The 26,655-nt window shown below is 68.2% G+C and carries 26 protein-coding genes and 1 tRNA gene; 19 read left to right on the top strand and 8 right to left on the bottom strand.

Features of this window, described 5'->3' with window-relative positions; translation table 11 throughout:
• Window positions 1-8: 8 nt before the first annotated feature.
• Window positions 9-272 (top strand): hypothetical protein, encoded by a 264-nt coding sequence (locus tag KQ305_RS12800; protein ID WP_259725788.1) that lies wholly within the window; start codon window positions 9-11, stop codon window positions 270-272.
• On the opposite strand, the gene KQ305_RS12805 is transcribed toward KQ305_RS12800, so the two are convergent.
• A complete protein-coding gene (locus KQ305_RS12805) occupies window positions 242-2,353 on the bottom strand; it encodes an acyltransferase family protein (protein WP_259725789.1) in 2,112 nt (703 codons plus the stop codon). The two genes, KQ305_RS12800 and KQ305_RS12805, sit on opposite strands and share 31 nt — an antisense overlap.
• A 107-nt stretch (window positions 2,354-2,460) precedes the next feature.
• Between KQ305_RS12805 and KQ305_RS12810 the strand changes: the two genes are divergently transcribed.
• Genes KQ305_RS12810 through ribD form a run of 3 tightly spaced genes read left to right on the top strand, consistent with a single transcriptional unit; the run spans window position 2,461 to window position 6,616 of the window.
• Window positions 2,461-4,968 (top strand): GH116 family glycosyl hydrolase, encoded by a 2,508-nt coding sequence (locus KQ305_RS12810; RefSeq protein WP_259725790.1) that lies wholly within the window; start codon window positions 2,461-2,463, stop codon window positions 4,966-4,968.
• Window positions 4,965-5,489 (top strand): DUF3122 domain-containing protein, encoded by a 525-nt coding sequence (locus KQ305_RS12815; protein WP_259725791.1) that lies wholly within the window; start codon window positions 4,965-4,967, stop codon window positions 5,487-5,489. The genes KQ305_RS12810 and KQ305_RS12815 overlap by 4 nt, the downstream gene beginning before the upstream one ends.
• Before the next feature lie 26 nt (window positions 5,490-5,515).
• Window positions 5,516-6,616 (top strand): bifunctional diaminohydroxyphosphoribosylaminopyrimidine deaminase/5-amino-6-(5-phosphoribosylamino)uracil reductase RibD, encoded by a 1,101-nt coding sequence (ribD, locus tag KQ305_RS12820; protein WP_259725841.1) that lies wholly within the window; start codon window positions 5,516-5,518, stop codon window positions 6,614-6,616.
• Here ribD and KQ305_RS12825 read toward each other — a convergent pair.
• Genes KQ305_RS12825 through KQ305_RS12835 form a run of 3 tightly spaced genes read right to left on the bottom strand, consistent with a single transcriptional unit; the run spans window position 6,582 to window position 8,054 of the window.
• A complete protein-coding gene (locus tag KQ305_RS12825; RefSeq protein WP_259725792.1) occupies window positions 6,582-7,064 on the bottom strand; it encodes a DUF427 domain-containing protein in 483 nt (160 codons plus the stop codon). The genes ribD and KQ305_RS12825 overlap by 35 nt on opposite strands.
• A gap of 4 nt (window positions 7,065-7,068) precedes the next feature.
• Window positions 7,069-7,323 (bottom strand): Nif11-like leader peptide family RiPP precursor, encoded by a 255-nt coding sequence (locus tag KQ305_RS12830; protein WP_259725793.1) that lies wholly within the window; start codon window positions 7,321-7,323, stop codon window positions 7,069-7,071.
• A gap of 26 nt (window positions 7,324-7,349) precedes the next feature.
• A complete protein-coding gene (locus KQ305_RS12835) occupies window positions 7,350-8,054 on the bottom strand; it encodes an SOS response-associated peptidase (RefSeq protein WP_259725794.1) in 705 nt (234 codons plus the stop codon).
• 108 nt (window positions 8,055-8,162) lie between these two features.
• Here KQ305_RS12835 and ftsH point away from each other — a divergent pair, with 108 nt between their 5' ends.
• The 9 genes from ftsH (at window position 8,163) to KQ305_RS12880 (ending at window position 15,760) form a co-directional block, all read left to right on the top strand.
• The gene (gene ftsH, locus KQ305_RS12840) at window positions 8,163-10,058 is read left to right on the top strand and encodes an ATP-dependent zinc metalloprotease FtsH (protein ID WP_259725795.1); all 1,896 of its coding nucleotides are present in this window, start codon (window positions 8,163-8,165) and stop codon (window positions 10,056-10,058) included.
• A 164-nt stretch (window positions 10,059-10,222) separates the two neighbouring features.
• Window positions 10,223-11,620: a hypothetical protein gene (locus KQ305_RS12845; RefSeq protein WP_259725796.1), complete on the top strand. Its 1,398-nt coding sequence runs from the start codon at window positions 10,223-10,225 to the stop codon at window positions 11,618-11,620.
• Window positions 11,621-11,666: 46 nt separating this feature from the next.
• Window positions 11,667-12,629: an ornithine carbamoyltransferase gene (gene argF / locus KQ305_RS12850; protein ID WP_259725797.1), complete on the top strand. Its 963-nt coding sequence runs from the start codon at window positions 11,667-11,669 to the stop codon at window positions 12,627-12,629.
• Between the two features lie 79 nt (window positions 12,630-12,708).
• The gene (lexA, locus tag KQ305_RS12855; protein ID WP_399231587.1) at window positions 12,709-13,323 is read left to right on the top strand and encodes a transcriptional repressor LexA; all 615 of its coding nucleotides are present in this window, start codon (window positions 12,709-12,711) and stop codon (window positions 13,321-13,323) included.
• Window positions 13,324-13,389: 66 nt separating this feature from the next.
• A tRNA-Ala gene (locus tag KQ305_RS12860) sits at window positions 13,390-13,462 on the top strand.
• A gap of 1,004 nt (window positions 13,463-14,466) precedes the next feature.
• Entirely contained in the window at window positions 14,467-14,652 is a 186-nt protein-coding gene (locus KQ305_RS12865) for a CsbD family protein (RefSeq protein ID WP_259725798.1), read from the top strand.
• A gap of 10 nt (window positions 14,653-14,662) precedes the next feature.
• Complete coding sequence (locus KQ305_RS12870; protein ID WP_259725799.1) at window positions 14,663-14,827, top strand: DUF1328 domain-containing protein; 165 nt, start codon at window positions 14,663-14,665, stop codon at window positions 14,825-14,827.
• Between the two features lie 40 nt (window positions 14,828-14,867).
• Window positions 14,868-15,305, top strand: coding sequence for a CsbD family protein (locus KQ305_RS15375; protein ID WP_311134354.1), 438 nt, complete (start codon window positions 14,868-14,870; stop codon window positions 15,303-15,305).
• 308 nt (window positions 15,306-15,613) lie between these two features.
• Window positions 15,614-15,760 carry a lmo0937 family membrane protein gene (locus tag KQ305_RS12880; protein WP_259725800.1) on the top strand — a complete coding sequence of 49 codons (147 nt, stop codon included), beginning with the start codon at window positions 15,614-15,616 and terminating at the stop codon, window positions 15,758-15,760.
• A 289-nt stretch (window positions 15,761-16,049) separates the two neighbouring features.
• Here the strand turns inward: KQ305_RS12880 and KQ305_RS12885 are convergent, their stop codons facing one another.
• Window positions 16,050-16,214 carry a hypothetical protein gene (locus KQ305_RS12885; protein ID WP_259725801.1) on the bottom strand — a complete coding sequence of 55 codons (165 nt, stop codon included), beginning with the start codon at window positions 16,212-16,214 and terminating at the stop codon, window positions 16,050-16,052.
• Window positions 16,215-16,440: 226 nt separating this feature from the next.
• Here KQ305_RS12885 and KQ305_RS12890 point away from each other — a divergent pair, with 226 nt between their 5' ends.
• Window positions 16,441-16,815 carry a hypothetical protein gene (locus KQ305_RS12890; protein ID WP_259725802.1) on the top strand — a complete coding sequence of 125 codons (375 nt, stop codon included), beginning with the start codon at window positions 16,441-16,443 and terminating at the stop codon, window positions 16,813-16,815.
• Between the two features lie 27 nt (window positions 16,816-16,842).
• On the opposite strand, the gene KQ305_RS12895 is transcribed toward KQ305_RS12890, so the two are convergent.
• The gene (locus KQ305_RS12895) at window positions 16,843-19,386 is read right to left on the bottom strand and encodes an arylsulfatase (RefSeq protein ID WP_259725803.1); all 2,544 of its coding nucleotides are present in this window, start codon (window positions 19,384-19,386) and stop codon (window positions 16,843-16,845) included.
• On the bottom strand, window positions 19,379-20,362 hold the full coding sequence (locus KQ305_RS12900) for a formylglycine-generating enzyme family protein (RefSeq protein ID WP_259725843.1): 984 nt from the start codon (window positions 20,360-20,362) through the stop codon (window positions 19,379-19,381). The genes KQ305_RS12895 and KQ305_RS12900 overlap by 8 nt, the downstream gene beginning before the upstream one ends.
• A 284-nt stretch (window positions 20,363-20,646) precedes the next feature.
• Between KQ305_RS12900 and KQ305_RS12905 the strand changes: the two genes are divergently transcribed.
• The 3 genes from KQ305_RS12905 (at window position 20,647) to KQ305_RS12915 (ending at window position 24,039) form a co-directional block, all read left to right on the top strand.
• Window positions 20,647-21,267 (top strand): hypothetical protein, encoded by a 621-nt coding sequence (locus KQ305_RS12905; RefSeq protein ID WP_259725804.1) that lies wholly within the window; start codon window positions 20,647-20,649, stop codon window positions 21,265-21,267.
• A 50-nt stretch (window positions 21,268-21,317) separates the two neighbouring features.
• The gene (locus KQ305_RS12910) at window positions 21,318-22,892 is read left to right on the top strand and encodes a mechanosensitive ion channel family protein (protein ID WP_259725805.1); all 1,575 of its coding nucleotides are present in this window, start codon (window positions 21,318-21,320) and stop codon (window positions 22,890-22,892) included.
• Window positions 22,893-22,959: 67 nt separating this feature from the next.
• Window positions 22,960-24,039: a mechanosensitive ion channel family protein gene (locus KQ305_RS12915; protein ID WP_259725806.1), complete on the top strand. Its 1,080-nt coding sequence runs from the start codon at window positions 22,960-22,962 to the stop codon at window positions 24,037-24,039.
• On the opposite strand, the gene KQ305_RS12920 is transcribed toward KQ305_RS12915, so the two are convergent.
• Window positions 24,020-25,552 (bottom strand): apolipoprotein N-acyltransferase, encoded by a 1,533-nt coding sequence (locus KQ305_RS12920; RefSeq protein WP_259725807.1) that lies wholly within the window; start codon window positions 25,550-25,552, stop codon window positions 24,020-24,022. The genes KQ305_RS12915 and KQ305_RS12920 overlap by 20 nt on opposite strands.
• A 68-nt stretch (window positions 25,553-25,620) precedes the next feature.
• On the opposite strand from KQ305_RS12920, the gene KQ305_RS12925 reads away from it, so the two are divergent.
• Window positions 25,621-25,962 carry a phasin family protein gene (locus tag KQ305_RS12925; RefSeq protein WP_259725808.1) on the top strand — a complete coding sequence of 114 codons (342 nt, stop codon included), beginning with the start codon at window positions 25,621-25,623 and terminating at the stop codon, window positions 25,960-25,962.
• A gap of 38 nt (window positions 25,963-26,000) precedes the next feature.
• A complete protein-coding gene (locus KQ305_RS12930; RefSeq protein WP_259725809.1) occupies window positions 26,001-26,651 on the top strand; it encodes an FKBP-type peptidyl-prolyl cis-trans isomerase in 651 nt (216 codons plus the stop codon).
• Window positions 26,652-26,655 lie beyond the last annotated feature (4 nt).

Below are 26,655 nucleotides of genomic sequence, written 5' to 3' on the forward strand. Positions count from 1 at the left end.
CCTGCCCAATGAGCGATCGACGCCAGCGGATCCACGCCCTGGTGCTGGCCCTGCTGGCCCACCAGAACGATCTCGAACTGCTCGATGACGATCGGGCCGGCGCGGGCGGCAGCCCCCTTGGGGGCGGCGGTGACCCGGGCAGCTGGCTGGAGCGCAATCGACGCGTGGTGCAGCGCTACCAGTCCTTGGTGAGAAGCGCCGTCACCCTTGATGCCCTGATCGAGCAGGAGCTGGGCAGTGATCAGCTCGGGGGCGGCTCCACGTCCGTCTGATCGGCGAGGAAGGCCATCAAACGCGGATATAGCAGTAGGGCCCCTGCGTTGGTGAGGTGGGTCTCGTCGCTGTAGAGCAGCACGCCGGCGCGGACGCTGGAGCAGATCCGCTGCTCCGGTGGGCAGAGGCTGTCGAAGGGACTGAACAGACGCGTGCCGCTCAGGTCACCGCTAATGCGCTCCTGCAGGCGCTGCACCGGCGCGATCGCGGCCAACTCCTGCTGCCGTGGCCGCAGGACCGGCTGGCACTGGGGACCCAGGGACGAGGCGGGACGAAACCATTCCGCCTGGCAGAGGGTGAGCGGACCGCCGATCTTCTCCTGGGGGAAGGTGGGAAGGGAACCGAACAGCACCAGTTCCGCGCCGCGACGGCGCACCTGGCCGTCGAGCTGGCGGAGGGAGGTGGCATAGGAAGCCTCGACGCTCGGGCGTGCCTGGCCTTCGACACCGCCCAGGTAACCGGCAAGATTCGACACCAACACGACACGGTCGCCCGGGCGCAGACGGGCCAGCACCCGGCGCAACTCGTTGTCCGCGTACGGACGGCAGCGGCGGTAGCGGGGCGGCACCTGGGCGTCCTCCCCCCAGCGGGAGAAGAAGGGCACCGGGCAGCCGCCCCGGGCCATGAAGGCCACATTGAAGCGGCCACTGGCCAGTAGCTTCTCTCCCAGGGGAATCAGCACGTGGGTGTGGCTGTCCCCCAGGAAGAACAGGGTGGGCAGGCCCTTCCGCTTTGTGGCCGTGCAGGGATCGGGACCCTCCCACCTGGCGATCGGATCGGTCGGTTCCTGGAAACAGTGAACCGTGTCGACGGTCGTGCCGCCGATCCGCTTCATGTTGGCGGTGGTGCCGACGGCGTGGCTCCGCTTGCCGAGGAACAGGCTGCCCAGAAGGGGGCCTTGCAGGCCGGCGCTGAACACGGCGACCAGCACCGTCATCGCCGGGTAGGCCAGGCCTGGGCGTCCCAGGCCGGGGATGGCGGGGTGGCCGTAGCGGAACAGACACTCGAGCCGGTAGGACAGCGCCGTGCAGAGGGTGATCAGCACCAGGACCGGCAGCAGGGTCAGGGCGTTGAGGCCCACCGTCCAGCGAGCCAGGACGATCACCGGCCAGTGCCACAGATACAGCGAGTAGGACACCATGCCGATGGCCAGGCTGACGGGGTGGCACAGCCAGCGCCCGAGGCTCGTGGTGGGCCGCACCAGCAGCAGCAGGACCACCGTCAGCGCCGTGATCCCCAGGGTGGTGGCCACCCGCCAGGCCTCCGGCAGAACCAGCAGCACCAGCAACCCCAGGGCCGCCAGCAGGCTCAGGGGGTGCCGCCACCGGGGCAGCGCCAGCCTTTGGCCGAGATCGCGGGCACTGCCACTGCCCCGGTGCAACAGGTAGGCCCCGCATCCCGCCGTCAGTTCCCAGAACCGGCCGGTGGTAAGGAAAAAAGCCCGCTCGGAATTCCCCCGGAGGCTCAGTCCCAGGAACAGCACCAGGGACAGGGCCAGCAGCAACAGGCTGGCGATCTTGAGCCGCCGCAAGGAGCCGCTGCCGGCCCCGGCCACCCCCAGACCACAGAGCAGCAGCACCGCCGGCCAGACGAGATAGAACTGCTCCTCCACCCCCAGCGACCAGGTGTGCATGAAGGCGTTGAAGTGGTTGTCGGTGGCGAAGTAGTTCGAGCCCTGCCGCAGCAGGTAAAGATTGGACACCCCGAACAGGGCAGCGGTGCCGGTCCGCATCACCGGCGCGAAGAAATCATCGAGTGGCGAGACCAGCATCGAGAACAGGGCCGAGACGACGGCGATGTTCACCACCAGCGCCGGCATCAGGCGCCGGATGCGGCGTCCGTAGAAGCGGCGCAGGAACTGCCAGCGGCTGCCGTCCCGCCGCGCCAGCAGGGAGGACGTCACCACGTAGCCCGAGATGACGAAGAAGATGTCCACCCCGAGGAAGCCACCCGGCAGCCAGCGGGGATCGAGGTGGTTGATCAGCACCGCGATGACGGCCACGGCCCGCAGACCATCGATCTCGGGCCGGTAGACCCTCGAGCGCTGCGGCGGCAAGATGCCCGCGCCGAAAAGCCGCACCAGAGAATTCACGCCGCCCCGACGATTGCAGGCAGGGTAATGGCGGTCTGCCGGGGCCCTCGCTGAGAGGCCAGTTCTGACAAGCTGGGCCCACCTCGTCTGGCCCCATGGCGCCCTTCGGCCTCTCCGCTCTCCAGAACCTGCGGCGCGGCAGGACTCCCTGGCAACCTCCCGAGGCCAGCTGGTCGCGGCCCTTCGGCCAGGGCTGGAGCCAGCCCTACACGGTGCGCTACGCCAGCAACCTCGACGACGGCCCAAACCACGGCATGCCCCTGGGGGGCTTCGGCGCCGGCTGCCTGGGGCGGGGCCTCGACGGCGCCTTCAACCTCTGGCACCTCGACGGGGGTGAGCACTGGTTCGGCGTGCTGCCCGACTGCCAGTTCGCCCTCTTCGAGCAGGACGGCGACGGACGGCGGGCCCATGCCCTGGCCACAGCGCCCCAGGCCGACGATTCCCGTCCGGGGACTGGCGAGCCCCTCTCCGCCTGGAGCTGGTATCCCGCCGCCAGCACCGAGCAGCCGAGCGGCACCGTGGCGGTGCGCTATCCGGTCAGCTCCCACCACTACGCCTCGGTGTTCAGCGCCGAGGTGCGCTGCGAGGCCTTCAGCCCGATCCTGCCCGGCGATTACCGGCGCACCAGCTACCCGGTCGCCGTCTTCGCCTGGACCCTGAGCAACCCCACCAACCAGCCGCTGGAGCTGTCGTTGCTGCTGAGCTGGCGCAACACCGTGGGCTGGTTCACCAACACCGACCCATCGGCGGAGGTTCACTTCCGGGACGACGGCAGCCCGGAGCACAACTACGTGCCGGCGATCGGCCGGGGCCGGGGACAGCGCAACCGCTGGGTCGACGCGGACGGTCTGAAGGGCCTCCTGCTGGAGGGGGAACGCTCCCAGCCCCTGGCCGAAGGGGAAGGGCAGTGGTGTCTGGCGGTGCCCGACGAGGCGGCGCTGAACCACCCGGGGGTGGAGGTGTTCCGCTGCAGCCGCTGGGACCCCAGCGGCGATGGGGCAGAGATCTGGGAACCCTTCAGCCGCGACGGCTCCATCCCCGACAGTGACAACGACCGCCGCAACACCAGCGACGACCCGATCAGCGCCGCCTTGGCGGTTCGCTTCCGGCTGGAGCCCGGCGCCTCGCTCGAGATCCCGGTGGTGATCAGCTGGGATCTGCCCGTGACGGCCTTCGCCACCGGCACCCGGGCCCTGCGTCGCTACACCGACTTCTTCTCAGCCGACGGCGACAACGCCGCCGCCATCGCTGGTGAAGCCCTGGCCGAGTGGCGCGACTGGCAGGCTGCGATCGAAGCCTGGCAGGCACCGGTGGTGCAACGTCACGACCTGGCGGAGCCGTTGCGCATGGCCCTGCTCAACGAGCTCTACGACCTGGCCAGCGGCGGCAGCCTCTGGACCGCCGCCAGCGCGGAGGATCCGGTGGGACGCTTCGGGGTACTGGAGTGCCTCGACTACGCCTGGTACGAAAGCCTCGACGTGCGGCTGTACGGCTCCTTCGCCCTGCTGCAGCTCTGGCCCGAGCTCGACAAGGCCGTGTTGCGCAGCTTCGCCCGCGCCATCCCCGCCGCCGATCCGACGCCGCGGCCGATCGGCTGGTACTTCACCCAGGGGCGGGGCCGGGTGGAGGCGGCGCGCAAGGTGGCGGGGGCCACCCCCCACGACCTCGGGGCCCCCAACGAGCGCCCCTTCGACGCCACCAACTACACCGCCTACCAGGACTGCAACCTCTGGAAGGACCTCGCCAGCGATTTCGTTCTGCAGGTCTGGCGCACCTACAAGCTGGCCCCCGGTGGCCCGGACATCCGCTTCCTGGCGGACTGCTGGCCGGCGGCGGTGGTCGCCCTCGACTACCTCAAGCAGTTCGACGTGAACGACGACGGGCTGCCCGACAACGGCGGCGCCCCGGACCAGACCTTCGACGACTGGCCCCTGCAGGGGGTGAGCGCCTACTGCGGCGCCCTCTGGATCGCCGCCCTGGAGGCGGCCCTGGCCATCGGCCAGCAGCTGCAGCTGGAGCTGGGGCTGGACACCGCCGAGGAGCAACGGCGGTTCGGCGGCTGGCTGGAGCAGTCCCGCAGCCACTTCGATGCCCTGCTCTGGAACGGCGAGTACTACAAAATCGATGCCGGCAGCGGCACCCCGGTGGTGATGGCCGACCAGCTCTGCGGCGACTTCTACGCCCGCCTGCTGGGGCTGCCGCCGGTGGTGGCCGACGACCGCGCCCTCTCCTCCCTGAACGCCATCCGTCAGGCCTGCTTCGAGGCCTTCGAGGGCGGCCGCCTCGGGGTGGCCAATGGCCTGTGCCGCGATGGCACCCCCCTCGATCCCCAGGGCACCCATCCGCTGGAGGTCTGGACCGGCATCAACTTCGGCCTGGCTGCCTACTACCGGCTGATGGGGCAGAACGGCACCGCCTTCGCCATCACCGGCGCCGTCGTGCGTCAGGTGTATGAGGGGGGCCTGCAGTTCCGGACGCCGGAGGCGATCACCGCCGCCGGCACCTTCCGAGCCTGCCACTACCTGCGGGCCATGGCGATCTGGGCCCTGTGGGCCACCCACACCGGCTGGCAGCCGATCCCCGGGGCCGACCGCCAGCCATGAGCGCAGCCAGCCGGGTAAGGCGTCTGACGGGGGGGCTCGTGGGTCTGATCCTGGCCCCCCTCCTGGGCCTGTTGCTGGCCCTGGCCCCTGCGCCGGCCCTGGCCCAGGTGCACGCCCACCCGGATGCCGATGGCACCCCGGTGGTGCGCAGCCTGGAAAGCCTGCGCGACCTCGATGACCAGAGCTGGCAGGTGGTGGCCTACCGGGAGGGGCCACCCGGCGGCCCCCTGCGGCTGCGGATCGTCGGCTACCCCGGCAAGGTGCGCCTCGACCATCCCACCGCCCTGGAGGTGCGCAGCGGCCGTCAGGTCTGGGCGCTCGAGGATGTGACCCTCAACAGTGCAGTCCTCGCCGGCGACACCCGTTCCGCCGCAGCCGAGTTCGACCTGGCGCCGCTGCTGGGCGATCTGGAGCGGAACCGTCCCCTGCGCCTGCGGCTTCCGCGGGTCTTCAGCGAGCTAGCGGTGCCGCCCTACGTGGTGGCGGAGTGGCGCAGCCTCCCGGACGCCCCGGCCGCGTGAGCGTCGCCTCGCCCTGGCAACCGTGGATGGCCAGGGCCCTGCAGCTGGCCACCCTCGGTGAGGGCCGCACCAGCCCCAACCCCCTGGTGGGCGCCGTGATCCTCGACGTCGGCGGCCAGCTGGTGGGGGAAGGGTTCCATGCCCGCGCCGGTGCTCCCCATGCGGAGGTGGGCGCCCTGGCCCAGGCCGGCGAGAGGGCCCGGGGCGGCACCCTGATCGTCACCCTGGAACCCTGCTGCCACCATGGCCGCACCCCCCCCTGCAGCGAGGCAGTGCTCGCCGCCGGCATCGCCCGGGTGGTGCTGGCCATGGCCGACCCCAACCCGCTGGTGAGCGGCGGCGGCATCGCCCGGCTGCGGGCGGCGGGCCTGGAGGTGATCGAAGGGGTGATGGAAGCCGAAGCCCGCCGGCTCAACCACGCCTTCCTGCACCGGATCGCCACGGGCCGCCCCCTGGGGATCCTCAAGTGGGCGATGAGCCTGGATGGCCGCACGGCGTTGCCCAACGGCGTCAGCCAGTGGATCAGCGGGCCGCAGGCCCGGGGCTGGGTGCACCGCCTGCGCGCCCGTTGCGATGCGGTGATCGTGGGAGGCGGCACGGTGCGGGCCGACGACCCCCTGCTCACCAGCCGGGGGCAGCGCGATCCCGAACCACTGCGGGTGGTGCTGAGCCGGAGCCTTGATCTGCCGACGCAGACCCGCCTTTGGGACACGGCCGCCGCCGCGACCCTGCTGGTCCATGGCCCGGAGGCACCGGTGGAGCGCTGCGACCGTTTTGACGCACTGGGCGTGGAGCGCCTGGCCCTGGAGATCTGCGAGCCGGGGGCCCTGGCCCTCGCCCTGGCCCAGCGGGGCTGCAACCAGGTGCTTTGGGAATGCGGGCCGGTGCTGGCGGCGGCGGCCCTGCGCCAGGGTTGCGTGCAGCAACTGGCCGCAGTGATCGCCCCCAAACTGCTCGGCGGCCTTCCGGCCCGCACGGCCCTGGGGGATCTGGGCCTGGAACGCCTGGATGGGCCCTGGGCCCTGCAGGGGCTGGACATCCGCTGGCTGGGCCCGGACCTCCTCTGGCAGGGGCGCCTGGACGGGGCCGCGCTCAGCGCAGTTCCGGATGCAGGGGGTCCCCCTTGAAGGGCCCTTCGACGGCACTGGTGATCCAACCCCCGTAGAACCCACCGGGCTGGGGGATCACGCGTTCTCCATCCACCCAGCAGCCGTCCATCAGCGCCGGGTAACAGGCCAGCCAACCGGCCAGGGGCGCGAAGCTCGGCGTGGGCGATGGGTAGCACCAGAGGGCTCGACGAAGGCGTTGCTCCTGGCCCGCCCCGTTCGTGGCCACAAGATCGAAGTAACTGGCCAGACCCTTCCATTCGCAGAAGCTTGCGCCGGCAACGGGCTCCAGCAGGCTCAGGTCGACATCCTCCGGGCAGAGGTAGAAGACCGGGGGATGGAAGGTTTCGAGTACCCGCTGGCTGCGGTGGGTGTCACACAGCAGCCGACCCAGGGCCTCCACCCGCACGTGCTGGGTGCAGGGCAGCAGCGCCGGGGGGCGTGGATAGGCGGCAACGCGCTCAGCCATGGGATCAGCCGGGAATGAAGTGGCGCAGACGCCGTGCCTCGGCGCCGGCGCGGGCCTGGAGCTCCTCGTCGCTGAGGCTGGCTTCGGCCCGTTGCTGGGCGGCGATCACATCGGCCTCCTCGACGGCGAAACCGGCGGCGCGGGCCAGGGCCAGGAAGGCCGCCAGATCCGGGGGATCGGCGGGGTCGTGCAGGCGTTGATCAAGGGTGGCATCGGCCCGGGCGTGGGCCAGGAAGGCATCCAGCTGGTCGAGGCTCATGGGACCGGCGTCAGGGCCTGTCCTCTCTAGCCGCCGGCGGGGGCGTCCGGGGCCCGGTCCAGCAAATCCAGCTGAACACCCGCCGCCGGGCTCAGCTCCAGCTTCACCGCCTCCCACGCCGCCGGATCCCAGGGGGCCATCAGGGGCTCCAGGGCCCGCAGTTCCGGTCCGTCGACAGACGCCAGCCAGGCCTCCTCCAGACCGTCGGGAATGACCACCGGCATGCGGTCGTGCACCCTGGCCAGCAGATCGTTGGGGGCCGTGGTGAGGACCACGCAGGTCTCGAGTTCACCGCCATCGCCTCCCAGCCAGCGCTCCCAGAGCCCGCCGAGCCAGAAGGGGCGTTGATCGCGACGGCGGAACAGCCAGGGCTGCTTGAAGGGCCGGCCCTCCACCGTTTTGGTCTGCCATTCGTAGAAGCCATCGGCGGGGATCAGGGCCCGGCGGTGACGCCAGGCGCCGCGAAAGAAGGGTTTCTCCCCCACGGTTTCGCTGCGGGCGTTGATGGGCCGGCGGCGGGCCGTCGGGTCGGGACACCAGTCCGGCACCAGCCCCCACAGAGCCAGGGCCACCTCCAGGCGGCCGTGCTCCTGGCGCTGCAGCAGCACCGGCTCGCCTGGCCGCACCTGGGGCCGGGGGGCGTAATGGTCGACCAACCCCGGCGGCATCGGCCCCTTCAGCCGGGGCAGCAGTCGATCGAGGCGGGTGGCCAGGGAGTAGCGGCCGCACATGGATGGGGATGGAGCCGAAGGGGTGGGTCGTTCGGTTCTCCCGACCGGGGGGTGGAACGCCCGTTGACGACCAGACCTAGCTTGGGCCCATACGCCGTTTTGCGCAGCATGGCCATCCGTCAGGACGACAACCGCCCCAACCGGAGGTTCGGTCTCGTCAACCTGCTCCTGATCGGTTTCGGCGTGCTGCTCCTCTTCAGCAATTTCCTGCCCAATCCCGCCACCCAGGTGCCGCGGGTGCCCTATTCCCTGTTCATCGACCAGGTGAACGGCGACAACGTCAAGCGGGCCTACATCACCCAGGATCAGATTCGCTACGAGCTCACCAAGGCTCCTGAGGAGGGGGCCCCCACGGTGCTCTCCACCACACCGATCTTCGACATGGAGCTGCCCCAGCGCCTGGAGCAGCACGGGGTCGAGTTCGCGGCCGCGCCGCCGAAGCGGCCCAGCTTCCTCACCACGGCCCTGAGCTGGGTGGTGCCGCCGTTGATCTTCATCCTGGTGCTGCAGTTCTTCGCCCGCCGCAGCGGCATGGGTGGCGGAGGCGCCCAGGGGGCCCTGAGCTTCACCAAATCGAAGGCCAAGGTCTACGTGCCCGATGAGGAATCCAGGGTCACCTTCGCCGACGTGGCCGGTGTGGACGAAGCCAAGACCGAGCTCACCGAGATCGTCGACTTCCTCAAGACTCCCCAGCGCTACATGGACATCGGCGCCCGTATCCCCAAGGGCGTGCTGCTGGTGGGCCCTCCGGGCACCGGCAAGACCCTGCTCTCCAAGGCCGTGGCCGGTGAAGCCAGCGTGCCCTTCTTCATCATCTCCGGCTCCGAATTCGTGGAGCTGTTCGTGGGCGCCGGCGCCGCCCGGGTTCGCGATCTGTTCGAGGAGGCCAAGAAGAAGGCGCCCTGCATCATTTTCATCGACGAGCTTGACGCCATCGGCAAGAGCCGCTCGGGCTCCATGGGCGTGGTGGGCGGCAACGACGAACGCGAGCAGACCCTCAACCAGCTGCTCACCGAGATGGACGGCTTCACCGCCCAGGACAAGCCTGTGATCGTGCTGGCGGCCACCAACCAGCCGGAAACCCTCGATGCCGCCCTGCTGCGTCCGGGCCGTTTCGACCGCCAGGTGCTGGTGGATCGCCCCGACCTCTCCGGCCGCAAGATGATCCTCGACATCTATGGCAAGAAGGTGAAGCTGGCCGATGGGGTGGATCTCGACAAGATCGCCCAGGCCACCAGCGGCTTCGCCGGCGCCGACCTGGCCAATCTGGTCAACGAAGCGGCCCTGCTGGCGGCCCGGGTGTATCGCACCGAGGTGGAGCAGGCCGACCTCAACGAAGCCATCGAACGGGTGGTGGCGGGTCTGGAGAAGAAGAGCCGGGTGCTGCAGCCCGACGAAAAGAAGGTGGTGGCTTATCACGAAGTGGGCCACGCGATCGTGGGGCACCTGATGCCCGGCGGCAGCAAGGTGGCCAAGATCTCGATCGTGCCCCGCGGCATGGCGGCCCTGGGCTACACCCTGCAGCTGCCCACCGAGGAACGCTTCCTCAATTCCAAGGAGGATCTCGAAGGCCAGATCGCCACCCTGCTGGGAGGCCGTTCCGCCGAGGAAGTGGTCTTCGGTGAGGTGACCACTGGCGCCGCCAACGACCTGCAACGGGCCACCGACATCGCCGAGCAGATGATCGGCACCTACGGCATGAGTGAGACCCTCGGCCCCCTGGCCTACGACAAGCAGGGCGGCAGCCGCTTCCTGGGGGGTAACTCCAACCCCCGCCGGGCCGTGAGCGATGCCACCGCCCTGGAGATCGACAAGGAAGTGCGTGGGCTGGTGGACCGGGCCCACGACCGGGCCCTGGCGATCCTGCACCACAACAGAGAGCTGCTGGAGGCCATTTCCCACAAGATCCTCGAGAAGGAAGTGATCGAGGGCGACGAGCTCAAGCATCTGCTGGCCTCCAGCCGCCTGCCCGAGACGCCGGTGCTGGAGGGTGCTGCCGCCTGAGCCCCGATCCGTCCCAACGACTGCACTCCCTCAGAAGTTGGTCAACGCTCAGCCACCAGAGGGTTCAGCTCGTCATCAGTGGCGGGCTGATCCTTTTTTTCCTATGGGCCGCCAGTCGCGGCCTGGGTGAGAACTATTCCTACTGGGCTGATGAGCTCTGGTCGGTGTCCGCCAGCCGGGCCGACTGGGGCGTGATGCTGCGGGACTGGCTGATTCCCGACACCCATCCCCCCCTCTACCAGACCCTGCTCAAGCTCTGGATCGGCTTCACCGGCAGCGGCGAAATGGCCACCCGGAGCCTGAGTCTGCTGATGGCCGGCACCGGCCTGGTGGCCACGGCGCTGTTTGCCTCAGGCCGGGGGCCAGGCCGCCGCCTGGTGAGCGTGGCCTTCCTGGGCACCAGTCCGGCCTTTCTGTTCTACGCGCAGGAATCCCGCAGCTATGCCACATCCCTGGCCCTGTCGGCCGTGATGCTGGGATCGGCCCTGGAACTGAGGCAACGGCGTCTGGGTGGCTCCAGCAACAGCCTTTTGGTCGGCTGGAGCGAGCGGGCCCTGCGGCGTCTGTTCAGCCTTGCCTGCCTGCTGCTATCCCTCAGCCACTACTTCTCGCTGCTGTTCGTCCTGGTGGTGCTGGCGGTGGTCTGCGCTGAAGGCCTGGTATGGCGTCGACGCCAGCAGGTGCTGCCCCTGCTCCTGGGCGTGTTGGCCTGGCCCATGGCCCATCTGCTGTCGAGTTCGCTCTCGAACAAGTTGGAGCGTCTCGACTGGATCCAGGTGACGCCGATCAGCGGCACCTTCAGCGAGTTCCTGGGCGGCACCCTGCCGCTGCTGGTTCCGGGCCGCGCGGGACCGGAAGGGCTGCTGATCGCGTTGGGGGTGTCCATGGCCCTGATGGTCGCGCTCACGGCCGCCCGGCGACATCCGGAGTCCGCAGCGGCAGCCCCGTCGGGCCTGGCGGTTGGCGAAGCCCGGTTCCTGCTGCTGGCGATCGGTGGCTTCGTCGCGCTGATGCTGCCGATCGACCTGGTCAAACCCCTGTCCCAGGCCAGGTATTACATCGTCGTGCTGCCCGCCCTGGCCTACCTCTGCGGCGATGGCTGGGAGCTGGGCCAGCGGTTCTCCCATGGCCGGCGGCTCGCCCTTACCGCACTGCTGGTGGTCTGGTTGCTTCTGCAATGGCAGATGGGCCAGCGGGAGCTGGACGAGAAAAGGGCGCCCCTGCAAAACGTCAAGCTGATGGGCAGATTCGTCGAGCGCAGCGGCGTCTGCGACAGGGGCTGCTGGAGCAACGGCTGGCTCTTGGAGGCCCTCAGCCCCCTTTACTTCCAGCCCGGCCAGCTGCAGCCATTCCCTGGCGATTCGCTGGCCCCCGACCAGCCCCTGCAGCAGCCGTTCCTCGGTTTTCACGGGGCCTCCAAGGACCGACCAGCCCTTCGCGCCGCCAACCCCTCCATGACCTGTTGGGAGGCACCCGGGGCCTGGCCCAGCACGCCCTTCATCCTGCTCCCCGGCACCAGCGCCGTGCAGCCCGCGCAGCATGGCCTGCGTCCCTGCTCTTGACGTGGGGGGGGTCGATCTCGCATAAGGGTTCTTTGGGACGTGGGCCATGGTGTCCCCCTCAGCCCCACTCGCCGCCCTCAAGGGCCGCGACCTGCTTTCCTCCGCCGACCTTGACGGTCTCCAGACTCTCGCCCTGCTGGAACTGGCCCGCCAGCTGAAGAGCGGTGAACGACGCATCGACCTGGCCGGCCGGGTGCTGGGACTGATCTTCTCCAAGGCCTCCACCCGCACCCGGGTCAGCTTCATCGTCGCCATGGCCAGGCTCGGCGGTCAGACGATCGACCTCAATCCGGCCGTCACCCAGGTGGGCAGGGGCGAACCGATCGCCGACACGGCCCGGGTCCTGAGCCGCTACTGCGATGCCCTGGCGATCCGTACCTTCGCCCAGGAGGACCTGGTCGACTACGCCCACTGGGCCTCGATCCCGGTGATCAATGCCCTCACCGACCTGGAGCACCCCTGCCAGGCCCTGGCCGACGCCCTGACGATCCAGGAAAGCTTCGGCCATGGACCCACCGACCTGCAGGGCCTGACCCTGGCCTACGTGGGCGACGGCAACAACATGGCCCACTCGCTGATGCTCGTCGGGGCCCTGCTGGGGATGGACGTGCGCATCGGCTGCCCCGACGGTTTCTCCCCCAGTCCAGCCGTGGTGGCCCAGGCCCGGGCCCTCGCCGGTGAGCGCGCCGCCATCACCGTGCTGCAGGAGCCCCTGGCCACGGTCCGCGGCGCCCATGTCCTCTACACCGACGTCTGGGCCTCGATGGGCCAGGAGCAGGAGCAGGCCCAGCGGGAGCAGGCCTTCAGCGGCTGGTGCCTCGACGAGGACCTGCTGGCCGAAGCCGATCCACGGGCGATCGTGCTGCACTGCCTGCCCGCCCACCGGGGCGAGGAGATCAGCGCCGGTGTGATCGAAGGGGCCGCCAGCCGGGTGTTCGACCAGGCGGAGAACCGCCTGCACGTGCAGCAGGCCCTGCTGGCCACCCTGCTGGGGGGCGTCAGCGACTGAGGGGAGGGGCCGGCGGCCCGGGGGAGTGGACAAACCGGCCACGGGATGGCAGAAAGGGACTGGTTCATTCGTACTGCCCGTGTTCGCCACCCTCCAGGAGCTCACCGAGGCCCAGCGGGAGCTCTACGACTGGCTTGCCGACTACATCGGCAGTCACCGCCACAGCCCGTCGATCCGCCAGATGATGGAGGCCATGGGCTTGCGCTCGCCGGCGCCGATCCAGAGCCGCCTGCGCCACCTGCAGCAGAAGGGCTGGATCACCTGGCAGGAGGGGCAGGCCCGCACCCTGCAGCTGCTCGGTAACGCCCCCACAGGCATTCCGGTGCTCGGGGCCGTCGCCGCCGGCGGACTGGTGGAAACCTTCGATGACGTGCAGGAGCACCTCGACCTGGCCCCAGTGCTCGACACCCGCGGCCTGTTCGCCCTCACCGTCAACGGCGACTCGATGGTGGACGCCCACATCGCCGATGGCGACGTGGTGCTGATGGAGCCCGTTCCCGACCCTTCAAGGCTGCGGGAAGGCACGATCGTGAGCGCCCTGGTGCCGGGCAGCGGCACCACCCTCAAGCATTTCCACCGCCAGGGCAGCCAGGTGCGCCTGGAGGCCGCCAACCCGGCCTACGCACCAATCCTCCTGCCCGCCGACCAGGTGAGCGTGCAGGGTCGCCTGGTGGCCGTCTGGCGCCAGGTCTGAGGGGTGCCTGGGGGGCGATCGGCCACGTTGTAAGCTCCACAAGCACCGGTTCGCCGGCGCATCAATGGGGCCATAGCTCAGCTGGTAGAGCACCTGCATGGCATGCAGGGGGTCAGCGGTTCGAATCCGCTTGGCTCCATCCCCTGAAAACCCCGGCTTTGCTGGGGTCTTCTTGTTTCTGGGATGCCGCACCCATTGCGAGATTCGCTGTGCGGTCGTAAAAGCGGTCGTCATACAGCGGGTGCTCCTCTCTCAGAGCTTCGGGGCCGTCGAGCCGCCCCCGATCACCAGCCCACGCCCATTCGCGGCCATCGGGGCCCTCGACCGGTGGGCCTTTTCCATGGGAATTCTCAGCGTTGCTGATCACTTCCGACACGAGGAAGCCCGGCGACTAGGGCCACCGGGCTTGGATCGTGTGGTTGTGGGGTCGGAGCCGCTGGCGCTGGCACCTGGGGCCAGGTGTCTAGTGGGACGTTCCGTTGGGTCCGGGGCACCTGAGTCGGTGCAGTGGACGGCGACAGCGTGACACGCCTGGAACGTCAGAGATCCGTTGAGAGTGTTGGAGCAGGGGCCGGATCGTCAGCGCGCTCCTGACGCCTGCTCCGGGGGGGTGTCTTCCATCAATGAAGCCTCCGAATCCCGATGCCATCACCATCGTTCAGCCGACCGACGCGGGCAAGAGCATCTGGTTGATCGACACCTGTCTTCATTGGCGGCAACGGGTCTTCATGAAACGAGCTGCGGCAACACCGGCCATGGCGATGGGTAGGGCCAATGACATTCTGCCAGGGAGGGAAGAAGTTGGGCTTGTGCATACCCCATCCTCTCGTCCGGATCCATTGCAGTCACAAGGATCTGGACAGATTTGTCAGCGACTGAGGCGAGGCTGGGCGCGATCTATGTGCAACAGGCTCCTATTTAAAACGTAGGTAGGAACCGGTGGTGATGTGACGAGCAAGCTGAAAATGCTGGGCCTTAGTGGTGCCGTGGATATGAGGCACATCTACAGCAGTTAAACACCTCTTTCAGGCCCATAGTGAAGGGAGAGGAGCAAAGGCGTGACAAGCGAAAGGATGTGCTCTGGCAGCGATCCGGTCGCTCCATCTGCTCTGGCATTGATCCCAGATCCTTGCGGACTTGATCATGAACAAACTCCAGTTCAAAGGTGAATGGCATGAGTTGAAAGGAAAGCTCAGGCAGAAGTTTGCCGATCTCACCGATGACGATGTGGCCTACACCGAGGGCCAAGAAGAGGAATTACTTGGCCATCTGCAGAAGAAGCTCGGCAAGAGTCAACAAGAGATTACCCAGCTCATAAACACCCCTTAGGAGACCCGTCATGCTGAACTACTCGATAAGCTTTTTTGTCATTGCGATCGTCGCTGCCGTCTTGGGCTTCAGTGGTATCGCCGGCTCAGCTGCGAGCATCGCCCAGGTTCTGTTTCTTGTGTTTCTCGTGCTGGCCGTGGTCTCTTTCCTCACCGGCCGGCGTAGCGTGACATGAATAGCTGTCTGAATCACGATGTTCCTATCTGATCATTGTGATGAGAGCTTCATCATCAGTCTTTACTGATGATAAAGCTCTCCTGGACAGGCAGCGTTGGTTGCCACAGTTTTTTATCTCTACAACTCCTTTCCCCCTCGCCATCGTCACCATGAAGCACCAACTACGTTTTCTGCGCGAGCTGGCCGCCACTTGCCTTGGCCTGGCCTTCAGCCTGCTGGTGTTGATCGGCACGCCGGCCTTAAGCGCACCCGCCCAGGCCTCAGGATCCTTCACCCTCAGCGCCTTCCCCGTGCCCCTGGCCGCCACCGCCGGCCGCGTCAAGGCTGGCGCCAAGGACTTCGAGGGCAAGACTCAGGAATCGATTGGCAACGTCACGGGCAACCAGGGAGATCGCCTCGCCGGCAAGGCCAAGCAGGCCGAGGCCAAAGTCCGTAATGCTGTCGAAGATGTCAAGGACAAGGCCGGAATGGGCTGAGCCCAGATCCGCAACGCGGCCTGCAACGGGTCCTCCAAACTGTCAAATCCTGCCGAGAAAGGAGACAAGGGCCTCGGCAGGGAAACCCACTCGGTCCCAATTCCATTACTACTGAAGGTAGAGGCCAAGCAGGTAGACGCCCCAGGAATGAAAGCCTAGGTCACCCTTGAAAAAGGAGCCCAGACCATCCCCCACAAGGCCCATGGGGCGACCGATTAGATGTTTGATCACTTCGACTGCGCGACCAATAGCCACCGATTCTTTGGTTGGCCAACTCCCATCCACTATCACCTGCAATGAGGTAGGCCATGATTTACACGATTATCGTTGTGCTCGCCGCTCTCTGGCTGCTGGGAGTGGTTAGTTCCTTTACAGCAGGCGGACTAGTTCATCTGCTGCTGGTCATTGCTTTGGTCCTGCTGGTAGTGAATCTGCTGCAGGGACGAACGGTCTAAGTTCGAAACGATTGGATGCGCAGAGCTAACGAACGGCCCCAAGACGAGATTCGAAGGCATGACGGCTAGGTGCCTTCGTGCCTTTGGCCTGAACTGTGCCATTGGTTGACGGACTAGCGATGACGAGGCAGAAGATTAACGTAAAATCTTAAAGGCCAAACGTATTTCTCGACGAGATCATACAAATAAGACGCCTGAAGTACCTTGTATGCACGAGAATCAGCGGATCAGAATCCCCACATCGAAGGTCAAGAATTAGACCACTGATGTTTGCCCGATCGCGGGTTGGTCACCGATGCACTGTCTGGTGGTCATGGCGTGACCCATACCGGCCTGTCCACAGAACCGGGGGAACCTCACACACGTCAGCGACGCTCATGCCCTTGTTGAACACCTGCTCCGCGATGCGCAGCTTGCGGATGATCTGCTCGGGATCGTGGGGCTTTCGTTTCATAGGGCTTCCCCTGGCCAAGTCTGGCCAGGTGGGAGGCTCCCATCAGGGTCGAATCAGGTTTTCGGGGTCCACGTCAGCTCTGTTGCTGCGCGGTGGGGCCACTCCCCCATCCCCGCCGGTAGCCCTGCTCCGGCTCCGTCATGGTGCTGTGACCAAGCTGGCTCAGCGGGAAACCCCTGCCATTGGCTCAGAAGACAGGATGGCCGGATCCCCTGCCCCCTGCCCTTTGTCTGCCCGTCTCCCCTGCCCCCAGTGGTGGCAACGCTGTGCCAGCGGCCTCGCCTTGAGCCTGGCGCTGCTTGTTCCGGCCATTGGCCGGGCGGAAGGGATCGTGGAACCCGGCAACGGCTCCCTGGCGCCGATCGACCGGGAAGCCTTCCGGCAGCAGTACGGCCAGGAAGGCCTGTTCCGGCTGCGGCTGGGGCTGGAGGCGGCCGAACGCACCAGCGCCGCTGGAGCCGCTCCCCAGCCCTGCCCCGCCGCCGCCTGGGCGGGCTCGCTGCAGAAGCAGCACTACGACGCGGCGATGAGCCTGCGGAAGTACTACGCCGCTGGAGAGGCCCTGGGGGAATGGAGGCGGCTGTGTCCTGCCAGGCTCTGAGCCGCGTCGGGGCCGTGGGCCCCCTGCTCACTCACTGACGGCCTTGGTGCGCAGTGCCGCCTCCAGGCTCTTGATGTCCTCAGGGGACAACTGGGGGCGATTGAGCTTGAGGGTGAGCTTGTTGAGCTTGCCGGTGAAGCGGAACGGTGGCTGGTAGTCGGCGTCGTTGACGCCGGTGAGGGTGTCGGAGCCGATATCAAAACTCTCGTCCCACTGCAGGATCATCGGCAGGGTTTTGGCCATGGTCTTGGTGGCCACCGCCTTGCCGTCGACTTTGAGGGTGCCGGTGCCGGGGCGGCCGACACCGCTGAAGTTGTTGAAGGCCAGGGTGCCGGCCCCCTTGCCGTCGTAGACGAAATCGAACTCCACCTTGTGCTTGCCAGGGGAGAGGGGATCGGTGCCCTCCCACTTGAGTCGCTCCAGATCGACCATGTTCCACACCCACACGGGCTTGCTGTTCTTCAGGTAGAAGCCGTAGCCGCCGAAGCGGCCGCCCGAGGTGAGCAGCATGCCCTCGGCGCCGACGGCCGGCACCTCGATGTCGGCGGTGACGGTGTAGGAGGTGTTGAGCAGCATGGGCGAAGCGCCCTGGGGCAGCCCCACCATCGGATGGGTGTAGACGAACTCGGAACGGCCGGCGGTGATGTTGGGCCGGGGCGCCACGATCCTCGCCGCCACCGAAGCATCGAGAGGGAACACCTGATACTTCTTGGCCTCGGCGATGAACGCCGCCTTCATCTCCTTCACCTTCTGCGGATTCTGGGTCGCCAGGTCGGTGGTCTGGCTGAAATCCGTGTTGAGGTTGTACAGCTCCAGGGTCTGGTTGTTGAGCGGATCCGGGTTGGCCGGGCCGAAGGCGTCCCAGGGGGCCCGGTTCACCTTGGTGCTCAGCAACCAACCTTCGTCGTAGAGCGCCCACTGGCCCATCATCTCGAAATACTGGGTCTTGTGGCGCGAGGGCAATTTGGCATTCTTGCCATCGAAGGTGTAGAGGAAACTGGTGCCTTCTATCGGCTTCTGCGGGAAGCCGTCCACCACCTCCGGCGCCCGCAGACCGGCGGCCTCGAGGATCGTCGGCACCACATCGATCACGTGCACGAACTGCTCGCGCAGGCCTCCTTTGTCCTTGATGCGCGCCGGCCACGACACCACCATGTTCTGGTTGACACCACCAAGCCTGGAGGCGTTCTGCTTGAACCAGCTGAACGGGGTATCGAAGGCCCACGACCAGCCCGCCGACATGTGGTTGTAGGTGAACTCGGTGCCCCAGACGTCGTAGAACTTCATCTGCACCTCAACCGGCAGTTTGTTGAGGCCGTTGAACCAGGCCACCTCATTGGGGGTGCCCAACGGCCCGCCTTCGGCGCTGGTGCCGTTGTCGCCGTTGATATAGACGATCAGCGTGTTGTCGAGCTTGCCGAGATCGTCGAACTGCTGGATCACCCGGCCGATTTCGTAGTCGCTGTAAGCGGCAAAGGCGGCGAACACCTCCACCTGGCGAATGAACAGTTTCTGGGCTTCCGGGCTCAGCTTGTCCCAGGGGGTGATCACATCGGCGGGCCAGGGATCGAGTTTGGCGTCTTTGGGAATCACGCCGAGTTTCTTCTGGTTTGCGAAAATACGCTCCCTCAGTTTCTCGTAGCCATCATCAAACAGATGCATGGCATGAATTTTTTCGACCCACTCCTTGGTGGGGTGGTGGGGCGCGTGGGTGGCCCCGGGGGCGTACTTGATGAACAGCGGCTTGCTGGGATTGGTCTGGTGCATCCGGCTCATGTAGTCGATGGCGTCATCGGCCATCGCCGTCACCAAATTCCAGCTGCCGGCAGCCTTGCCCTCAAACGGATAGATCTGGGTGGTGTTGCGGAACAGGTTGGGCTGCCACTGGTTGGCGTCACCGCCCACGAAGCCGTAGAAGTATTCGAACCCCATGCCAGTGGGCCACTGATCAAACGGCCCGCTCTGGCTGGCTTGGAAGGCGGGGGTGTTGTGGTCCTTGCCGAACCAGGCCGTGGAATAGCCGTTGTCCTTGAGCAGCCGGCCGATCGTGGCCTTGTCGCGCTCGATGATGCTGTTGTAGCCGGGGAAGCCGGTGGACTGCTCCGAGACCACCCCGAAACCGGCGGAGTGGTGGTTGCGGCCGGTGATCAGGGCGGCGCGGGTGGGGGAGCACAACGCTGTTGAAAACATGCGGTTGTAACGCAGTCCCGCCTTGGCAACGCGGTCCATCGCCGGCGTGGGGATCACGCCGCCGAAGGTGCTGGGCACCCCGAAACCGGCGTCATCGGTGATGATCAGCAGCACGTTGGGCGCGCTCTGCGGCGGCACGATCCGCGGCGCCCACCAGGGCTTCGACTGCAGGGCGCCGTCCTGGATCACCCCGCCGAAGGGTGGCGCCGGGGCCGGCAGCTGGTTGCCGGCGAGCGTGGTGGTGGCGTTGGGGGCTCCCGGCGTGCCGGTGATCTTCTGGGCCAGGGCCGGCAGGCCACCCATGGGCCAGGCCACCAGCAGCGCCACCAGGGCCAGCACGGCCAGGCGAACGTTCAGGGAGCCGAAGGGACGCTTAGCCATGGGTGGAGAGGAGCGGGGAAGCGAGACGGAAACCGATGTGGGAGGTGCCGGTGTCGGGGCTTTCGGCCTCCCGGGCGGCGGGCCGGTAACGGCTGCAGAAGTTGGGGGCGCACAGGAAGGACCCCCCCTTGATGACGTGCTTGGCCACCCCGGGCTCCCGCGGATCGCTGCTGGCGGCGCGCTCGGCCAGCAGGGGATCGTCCTTGCCGGCGAGGCGATCGTGGCCAGGCCGGTACCAGTCCGCCGTCCACTCCCAGACGTTGCCGGTCATGTCGCGCAGGCCGTAGCCATTGGGGGGGAAGCGTCCCACCGGAGCCGTGCCGAGGTAGCCATCCTCGCCGGTGTTGCTGACGGGGAATTCCCCCTGCCAGGTGTTGGCCAGGCCCGCTCGCCAGCGGTCGCCCCAGCTGAAGGCCCGATCCCTCAGTCCGCCCCGGGCGGCGAACTCCCACTGGACTTCGCTGGGCAGGGCAGCGCCGGCCCAGGCCGCATAGGCCTCGGCATCCGCCAGCGACACCTGCACCACCGGATGGTCGAGCCGGTCGTCAATCGAACTGCCGGGCCCCTCGGGGTGGCGCCAGTCGGCACCTGGCACCCATTGCCACCAGCTGAGTTCCTGCAAGGGTTCCCCTGGGGTGGGGGGCCGGAACGCCACCGAGCCCGGGCGGCGCTCGGCGGCGGAGAGCTCCGGGAACTGCTCCTGGGGCAGGGGCCTTTCCGCCTGGGTGCGGTAGCCGGTGGCGGCCACGAAGGCGGCGAACTCGCGGTTGGTCACCTCGGTGCGGGCGATGCAGAAGGGCCGCAGCCGCACCGGCGCCTCCGCCTCCTCCGGCAGGAGGCCCGCCGCACCGATGCGGTAGCGGCCGCCAGGGATCGGCGCCATCGACGGCGGGCAGCTGTCCGCCGCCCGGGCAGGGGCTGGCCCGAGGACCAGAAGGCCGATCCCCACAGCCAGGGTCAGCAGAACCAGGAGGATCGCCCACGGCAGGGCATCGGGACGGGGGAGGGGCACCGGATCGATGGGCTGGCTGAAGAACGGGGCCGCAGGACATTGAAGCGAGCGCGCCGCTGGCTCCAAGTGCAGCTCGGCACATTCTTCACAGCGAACCCCGAGCCGGGATGGGCGTTCACCGCTCGGGGCCAGCACCGACCAGGGCGGCTGCAGCAACGATGCCACCCATGCGAGGAGCCGATCGCTACCGACAAGCCCCCCCTCGCAGACTTAGAGCGTTGCCATCGTCCTTCCCCCTGCGCACGCCGATGTCCACCTCCTTCTCCCAGGCGGTCGAGGCCCTCGCGGCCCAGGCCCAGAAGCTGATCGCCGCCACCACCGGCGAAGTCGACGCCCTGCGCGAGGAACTGGAGCAGGAGCGGCGCTTCCGGCGCCACGTGGAGGCCAACGCCGCCGCCAGGGCCCATGAGTTGGCCGCCCAGCAGGACGAGGCCCGTCGGGTGCGGGAACGGCTCGAGGCCGAACTGGCCGAGGCCCGGGAGGGCCAGCGCCAGGCCGAAGCGGAGGTGGAGCGCTTCCACGAGGCCGTCCGCCAGCAACTCGCCATCGCCGAACAGGAGCAGGCGGACCTGGAGGAGGCCGAGCGGGAACGGGATCGCCTGCGCCAGGAGGCCGCCGAACGGCAGTGCCAGGTGCTGGTGCAGGAGCTGGAGCAGGAACAACAGGCACGCCTGAGGCTGGAGCGACGCCTCTCGGGGGTGCGCCAGGCCGTGCTCGATCTGCTCGAACCCCAGGACGACGAGGGAGAGGCAGCGGCCACCGCCATCGCTGCGGACTTGGAGCACGCCGACGCGGCCGCACGCCTCTCCCTGCGCAAGATCCTGGTAGCGCGGCCAGCCAGCCAGGGCTCCCAGCCTGTCCTTACCTGAGCCCTGCCCTGCCGTGGCGCCCCTGGGCCGGTCGCCGCCGAAGCCGTCTGGTGATCCTGGCCAGCCTGATGGCCCTGGCCGTCCTGCTGGTGGTGGCCCCCTTCGCTGGGGCCAGTGCCCAGGAGCGGCCGGAAGCCCCGGCCTTCCTGGAGCTGGACGGCAACCGTCTGTTCCCGGTCGCCACCTCAAAGGACTACACGGCCGAGCAACGGGTGGAGCGGGCCAATCGGCTGATCCAGGACGCGGTGGCGACCCTCAGCCCGGCCACGATCGGCGTGGAGGAGCTCCACAACCTGCCGGTGATCACCCTCGATGACGAGGTGATCCTCACGGTGACCCGCCGCGACGCGCCGGAGAGCCTGGCGGTGGAAAGGCAGGCCGAACTCTGGCGCCAAAGCCTCACGGCGGCCATCCACCGGGGGCGCTTCGAACGTCAGCCCGCCTACGTGGCCCGCATGATCCCCATCTCCCTGGGCATCCTGGCGGCCACGTTCCTGCTGCAACGGCTCCTGTGGCTGATGTGGCAGCGCTATCTGCCTTCGGCCCTCACCCAGCCGATGCTGAGCGAACCCGGCAGCAGCCGACCGCTGCGGCCCAAAGACTGGCTGTTCCACGGCGTGCTGGTGCTCCTGCGGCTGGGCCTCTGGGTGGCGGCGATTCTGGTGATCACGGGTTTTTTCCCGCTCACGCGGCTGCTGATCAGCCGCCTGCTGGAGGCCCTCACCGAAAGCCTGGGCTCCCCCTTCCTGCCCCTGGGGGGACGCCGCTACTCCGTGCTCGACGCCGTCGTCCTGGTGGCGCTGTTCCTGGTGCTGGTGCGCGGGGTGGCGTTCCTCAAGGGCCTGCTCCGCATCCGCGTCCTGCAGCGCACAGGGATCGAGCCGGGCTCCCAGGAGGCGATCGCCTTCATCCTTCAGTACGGCCTGCTGTTCCTCGGGACGCTTGTACTGCTGCAGCTCTGGGGCCTCGATCTCACCTCCCTTGCCCTGTTCGCCAGCGTCCTGGGGGTGGGGGTGGGCCTGGGCCTGCAGGGCATCGCCAAGAACCTGATCAGTGGCCTGATCATCATGTTCGAGCGGCCCATCAAGGTGAATGACTTCGTCGAAGTGGGCGACCTGCAGGGCACCGTGACCCGCGTCAATCTGCGCAGCACCGAGGTGGTGACCCTCGACCGCATCTCGATCATCGTTCCCAATGTGGAGTTTCTCGAGTCCCGCGTCGTCAACTGGAGCCATGGCAGCTCGGTGGCCCGCCTGCGGATACCGGTGGGTCTGGCCTTCGGCTCCGATTCCCAGGTGGTGCGCAACGCCCTGCTGGAGGCCTGCCAGGACCTGCCCGATATCCTGGAGACCCCACCACCGCAGGTGTTCTTCAAGGGCTTTGGGGAGAGCTCCCTGGAGTTTCTGCTGCTGGTCTGGATCAACCAGCCCCGCCGCCAGTACGAGATCCGCAGCGAGCTGAATTTCCGCATCGAAGCCATCCTGCGCCAGCACGACCTGACGATGCCCTTCCCCCAGCGGGATCTGCATCTGCGCAACGAACGCCTCGAGGTGGCCTTCCCCGCCGAGATCACCGACGCCCTGTTGAACCGGCTGACGCCATCGCCGCCGGACGGAGAGGACTGAGGCTTGGCGGAGGCCACCGCAGCTGGGGGATGGCCATCAGCCGATCACAATGAATGGCTTTGAAGCGATGGGCCCGATCCTGAACCCATCGCTGCAGGCTGCGGGATTCGCCCTCCTCATGGCCCTGGCCAGGGTGTTGCTGGGCTCGGCGGCCGTCTGGCTGCTGGTGCGGGCACTGCGCCGCTGGCTCCGGCGCGCCGCGCCTCGCCCCGACACCCTGCCCGACGGCCTGATCGCGCCCCTGCTGCTGAACAGCCTGGCGTCGCTCGGCTATCTGGCCATGGTGGTCTGGGGCTGGCGGTCGCTGGTGCGCGGCTGGGACGTGCTGCGCTTCGATCCCGGGCCCGATCGGCTGGTGGAAGGCGCCGCCCTGCTGGTGGCCGTCGTCGTGGTGGTGCGGCTGATCAACCGAAGCCTGCTTCTGCTGCTGGAACGCTCCCTGCAGCGCCTGGGGCGGGAGGAGCAGACCAGCACCCTGCGGGCGCTGGCTCCCATGATCCGCGCCCTCTTCTGGGGGCTCGGCAGCCTGGTGTTCCTGCAGAAGCAGGGGGTGCCCCTCGGTGCCATCTACGCCTCCCTGGCCGGGGCGGGCATCGGCCTCGGGCTGGCCCTGCGGGGGCCGTTGAGCCACTTCCTCAGCTACCTCACCATCGTCATCGACAAACCGTTCCAGATCGGCGATCTGATCGGTTTTGCCGATGTCCTCGGGCCGGTGGAGCGGGTGGGGATCCGCTCCTCCTCCATCCGCAGCCTGGGTGGCGAGCGGATCGTGATCGGCAACGAGGAACTCCTGCAGAAGACGATCCGCAACTTCGGGGATCTGCCCCGTCGCAGGGTCGCCCACTCCCTGCGCCTGTCCGATCAGCTGCCGGCGGAGCAAGCCGCCGCCATTCCTGGGCTCGTGGAGGGGGTGGTCAGGGCCCATCCGCCGGCCACGTTCGACCGTTGCCACTTCACCCGCTTCGCCGACGGCGCCCTCGAATTCCAGTTCGTGTTCTTTGTTCCCGACAGCAGCGTCGTGGTGTATCTCGATCTGCAGCAAGCCATCAATCTGGGCATCCTGCAGGCTTTCCAGGTGGAGGGGATCGCGTTCGCCGCGCCTCCCAAGGACCCCCCTGCGCCAGCGCTCAGCGGCTCTCCCGGCTGAAAGTCCCCGCCCCATCGGGGGCCACCGGAGTGCCACCGCCGGCAGCGGCGATCCAGCGCCAGGCGGCCGCCAGCAGGGCGATGCCGATCAAGGGCCCCTCGCCCCAGCGGTCGTAGGGGGTGAGCTGGGCGCGCTGCTGCACGGTGAGCAGGCCGGTGGCGGGACGGCCGGCAGGCAGTTGCTCCAGCACCCGACCCCCCGCGTCCACCAGCAGGCTCGGCCCGGTGTTGGCGGAACTGACCAGCCAGCGGCCGGTCTCGATCGCGCGCAGCTGGGCCAGGGCGGCGAACTGGCCCTGCAACTGCTCGGGGTAGGGGTCCAGGTTGGCACTGGCCAGCAGCCAGCGGGCCCCCTCGCGGGTGGCGGCGGCCAGGGCCGCCCCATCGGAGAGCTCGTAGCAGATGGCCACCCCCACATCCCCTCCGGGCCGCGCCAGCAGGCGGGAGGCCGTTCCGGGCTCCACGCCCCCCACCGCCGAGAGGCCGCTCCATCGCCACAGGTGTGCCAGGGGCACCCATTCACCGAGGGGCACCACCCGATGCTTGTCGATCCAGCGGCCTGGCTCGCGCTGGCCGGGTTCAAAGCGCAGCAGGCTGCTGCGCAGCTCCACGCCCTCGCGGCGGAAGCCACCGCTGAGCACCTCCACCGGCGCCGCCTCCGGCAGGGGCTGGCCAAGGGCCAGGGAGCCCTCGGGGAGCAGCACCCCCTGCACCGGCGGTTCGGCCGTGGCGGCACGCCGCTGGGCCAGGGCCAGCCGCTGCAGCAGACGCCGCTGCTGATCGGCCTCGAACTTCTGGCGGGTGGGAATGGCGGGCTGCAGCACCAACCAGCGCTCGGCCCTGCCGCCAGGGGCTGCGGCCTGGTCCAGCAGGGCCAGCCCGGCCAGATGGCAGGAGGCCACCAGCACCAGGCTGCTCAGCAGCCAGCGGTTCCGGCGGGCGGGCAGGGCCAGCAGGGCCCGCCAGAGGCCCCAGCCGATGAGCAACTGAATCGCCGCCAGAAAACCTGCTCCCCCCAGGGCCGCCAGGCCCGCCAGGGCCCGATCCCCCGGCAGCGCCGCCGAGCCCAGCCCCAGCCAGAACAGGGGACCGCGGGCCAGCAGCACCTCCGCCAACCCCCACAGGGCCGCCGCCAGCAGCGCCGTGCTGGGCCGTCCGGGATCGAGCCGGCCCACCAGCGCCGTCCAGGCCCCCACCAGCAGAGCGGCGGCCAGACCGATGGCCAGCCACAGGGCCAGACAGATCGGCAGGCTCAGGGGGCCGGGAACACCGATCCAGTCGAGGGGATGCAGCCACAGCAGCCAGCGGTGGCTCACCAGCACCGCTGCCAGCCCCCACAGCCCGCCGCGCCAGAACCTTGCCGGTGCGATGCCGCCGCGACTCCCCGTCAGGGACCAGAGCACCACCAGGGCGGGCCAGATCAGCCAGGGCCAGCCCAGGGGAGGCAGGGCCACACCTGCCAGGAGCCCGGCGGCCCCGGCGATGACCCAACCGGCACGCCGGTCATTGCCCATGGTCGCCTGGCGCGGGAGGCGCCAAGGTCAAGGGAGAGTCACGCCGTTTCCCCAAGGAAACCTCTTTCATGGACCAGGGCAATCTGCTGCAGATGCTGCTGCTGCGCGGCCTCGGCACCACCTCGCTGGTGGCCGACCGTCTCAAGTACGTCAGCCAGGAATGGGTGAGCAGCGGCCGCCTTGATCCCAACCACGCCTCCGCGCTGGTCGAGGACGTCATGCGCGCCCTGCGGGGCGAGACGCCGGAAGTGGAACAACAGGCGGAACGCCAGCTGGAGCGCAACCGCGACCAGCTGCTGCAGGACCTGGGCCTGGCCCGCCAGCGGGAGCTGGACGAACTGCGTGGCCGCATCGACCGCCTGGAGCAGGCCCTGCGCCAGCGCCAGAACAGCGGCGAGAGCAGCGACTGATCGCACTGGCAGAATCGCCCCATCCAGGGACTTTCCGCATGCGCGACATCCTGATCAGCTCGTTCGTCTGTGTGGCCTGCCTGATGCTGGCCCTGGTGAGCCAACTGGTGTCCCCCTCGGTGGTGGAAGCGGCGTCGCCGGCCCCCGCCGCCGCCGGCGTTGAGCAGGCCCTGGCCCGCTCCGGCCCTGCCCCCACCGCGCCCCAGGCCAGCCCCGCTGTGGCGGCGCCCCTTGAACTCGACCCCGACGTCCCCAACCCCACCCTGTTCACCATGGCCCCCGATTCCTCCAGCGCCGAGATGGCTTCCAGCGGCGCTGCGGCCCTGGGCGGGGAGCTCGTCTCCCCCACCGAGCGCACCACCCCCAGCGGCCTGCGCATCACCGACCTGGCCTTGGGCGAGGGCGCCGAAGCCAAGAGCGGCCAGACCGTGGTCGTCAACTACCGCGGCACCCTCACCAACGGCAAGGAATTCGACAGCAGCTACGGCCGCGGTCCGTTCAGCTTTCCCCTCGGCGCCGGCCGGGTGATCCGGGGCTGGGACGAGGGCGTGGCCGGGATGAAGGTGGGCGGCAAGCGCAAGCTGGTCATTCCCCCCGATCTGGCCTACGGCGAGCGCGGTGCGGGTGGCGTGATCCCCCCGAACGCCACCCTGGTGTTCGAGGTGGAACTGCTGGACGTGAAGGGCTGAGCAA

It is taken from the genome of Synechococcus sp. CS-1332 (assembly GCF_025127995.1).
In the GTDB taxonomy this organism is placed as follows: domain Bacteria; phylum Cyanobacteriota; class Cyanobacteriia; order PCC-6307; family Cyanobiaceae; genus Cyanobium.

Bases quoted from the DNA above. Each gene is read 5' to 3' on its own strand.
- KQ305_RS12800 (WP_259725788.1), top strand. From the start codon at position 9: ATGAGCGATCGACGCCAGCGGATCCACGCCCTGGTGCTGGCCCTGCTG.
- KQ305_RS12810 (WP_259725790.1), top strand. From the start codon at position 2,461: ATGGCGCCCTTCGGCCTCTCCGCTCTCCAGAACCTGCGGCGCGGCAGG.
- KQ305_RS12815 (WP_259725791.1), top strand. From the start codon at position 4,965: ATGAGCGCAGCCAGCCGGGTAAGGCGTCTGACGGGGGGGCTCGTGGGT.
- ribD (WP_259725841.1), top strand. From the start codon at position 5,516: ATGGCCAGGGCCCTGCAGCTGGCCACCCTCGGTGAGGGCCGCACCAGC.
- KQ305_RS12825 (WP_259725792.1), bottom strand. From the start codon at position 7,064: ATGGCTGAGCGCGTTGCCGCCTATCCACGCCCCCCGGCGCTGCTGCCC.
- KQ305_RS12830 (WP_259725793.1), bottom strand. From the start codon at position 7,323: ATGAGCCTCGACCAGCTGGATGCCTTCCTGGCCCACGCCCGGGCCGAT.
- KQ305_RS12835 (WP_259725794.1), bottom strand. From the start codon at position 8,054: ATGTGCGGCCGCTACTCCCTGGCCACCCGCCTCGATCGACTGCTGCCC.
- ftsH (WP_259725795.1), top strand. From the start codon at position 8,163: ATGGCCATCCGTCAGGACGACAACCGCCCCAACCGGAGGTTCGGTCTC.
- argF (WP_259725797.1), top strand. From the start codon at position 11,667: ATGGTGTCCCCCTCAGCCCCACTCGCCGCCCTCAAGGGCCGCGACCTG.
- KQ305_RS12865 (WP_259725798.1), top strand. From the start codon at position 14,467: ATGAACAAACTCCAGTTCAAAGGTGAATGGCATGAGTTGAAAGGAAAG.
- KQ305_RS12870 (WP_259725799.1), top strand. From the start codon at position 14,663: ATGCTGAACTACTCGATAAGCTTTTTTGTCATTGCGATCGTCGCTGCC.
- KQ305_RS15375 (WP_311134354.1), top strand. From the start codon at position 14,868: ATGAGAGCTTCATCATCAGTCTTTACTGATGATAAAGCTCTCCTGGAC.
- KQ305_RS12880 (WP_259725800.1), top strand. From the start codon at position 15,614: ATGATTTACACGATTATCGTTGTGCTCGCCGCTCTCTGGCTGCTGGGA.
- KQ305_RS12885 (WP_259725801.1), bottom strand. From the start codon at position 16,214: ATGAAACGAAAGCCCCACGATCCCGAGCAGATCATCCGCAAGCTGCGC.
- KQ305_RS12895 (WP_259725803.1), bottom strand. From the start codon at position 19,386: ATGGCTAAGCGTCCCTTCGGCTCCCTGAACGTTCGCCTGGCCGTGCTG.
- KQ305_RS12905 (WP_259725804.1), top strand. From the start codon at position 20,647: ATGTCCACCTCCTTCTCCCAGGCGGTCGAGGCCCTCGCGGCCCAGGCC.
- KQ305_RS12915 (WP_259725806.1), top strand. From the start codon at position 22,960: ATGGGCCCGATCCTGAACCCATCGCTGCAGGCTGCGGGATTCGCCCTC.
- KQ305_RS12920 (WP_259725807.1), bottom strand. From the start codon at position 25,552: ATGGGCAATGACCGGCGTGCCGGTTGGGTCATCGCCGGGGCCGCCGGG.
- KQ305_RS12925 (WP_259725808.1), top strand. From the start codon at position 25,621: ATGGACCAGGGCAATCTGCTGCAGATGCTGCTGCTGCGCGGCCTCGGC.
- KQ305_RS12930 (WP_259725809.1), top strand. From the start codon at position 26,001: ATGCGCGACATCCTGATCAGCTCGTTCGTCTGTGTGGCCTGCCTGATG.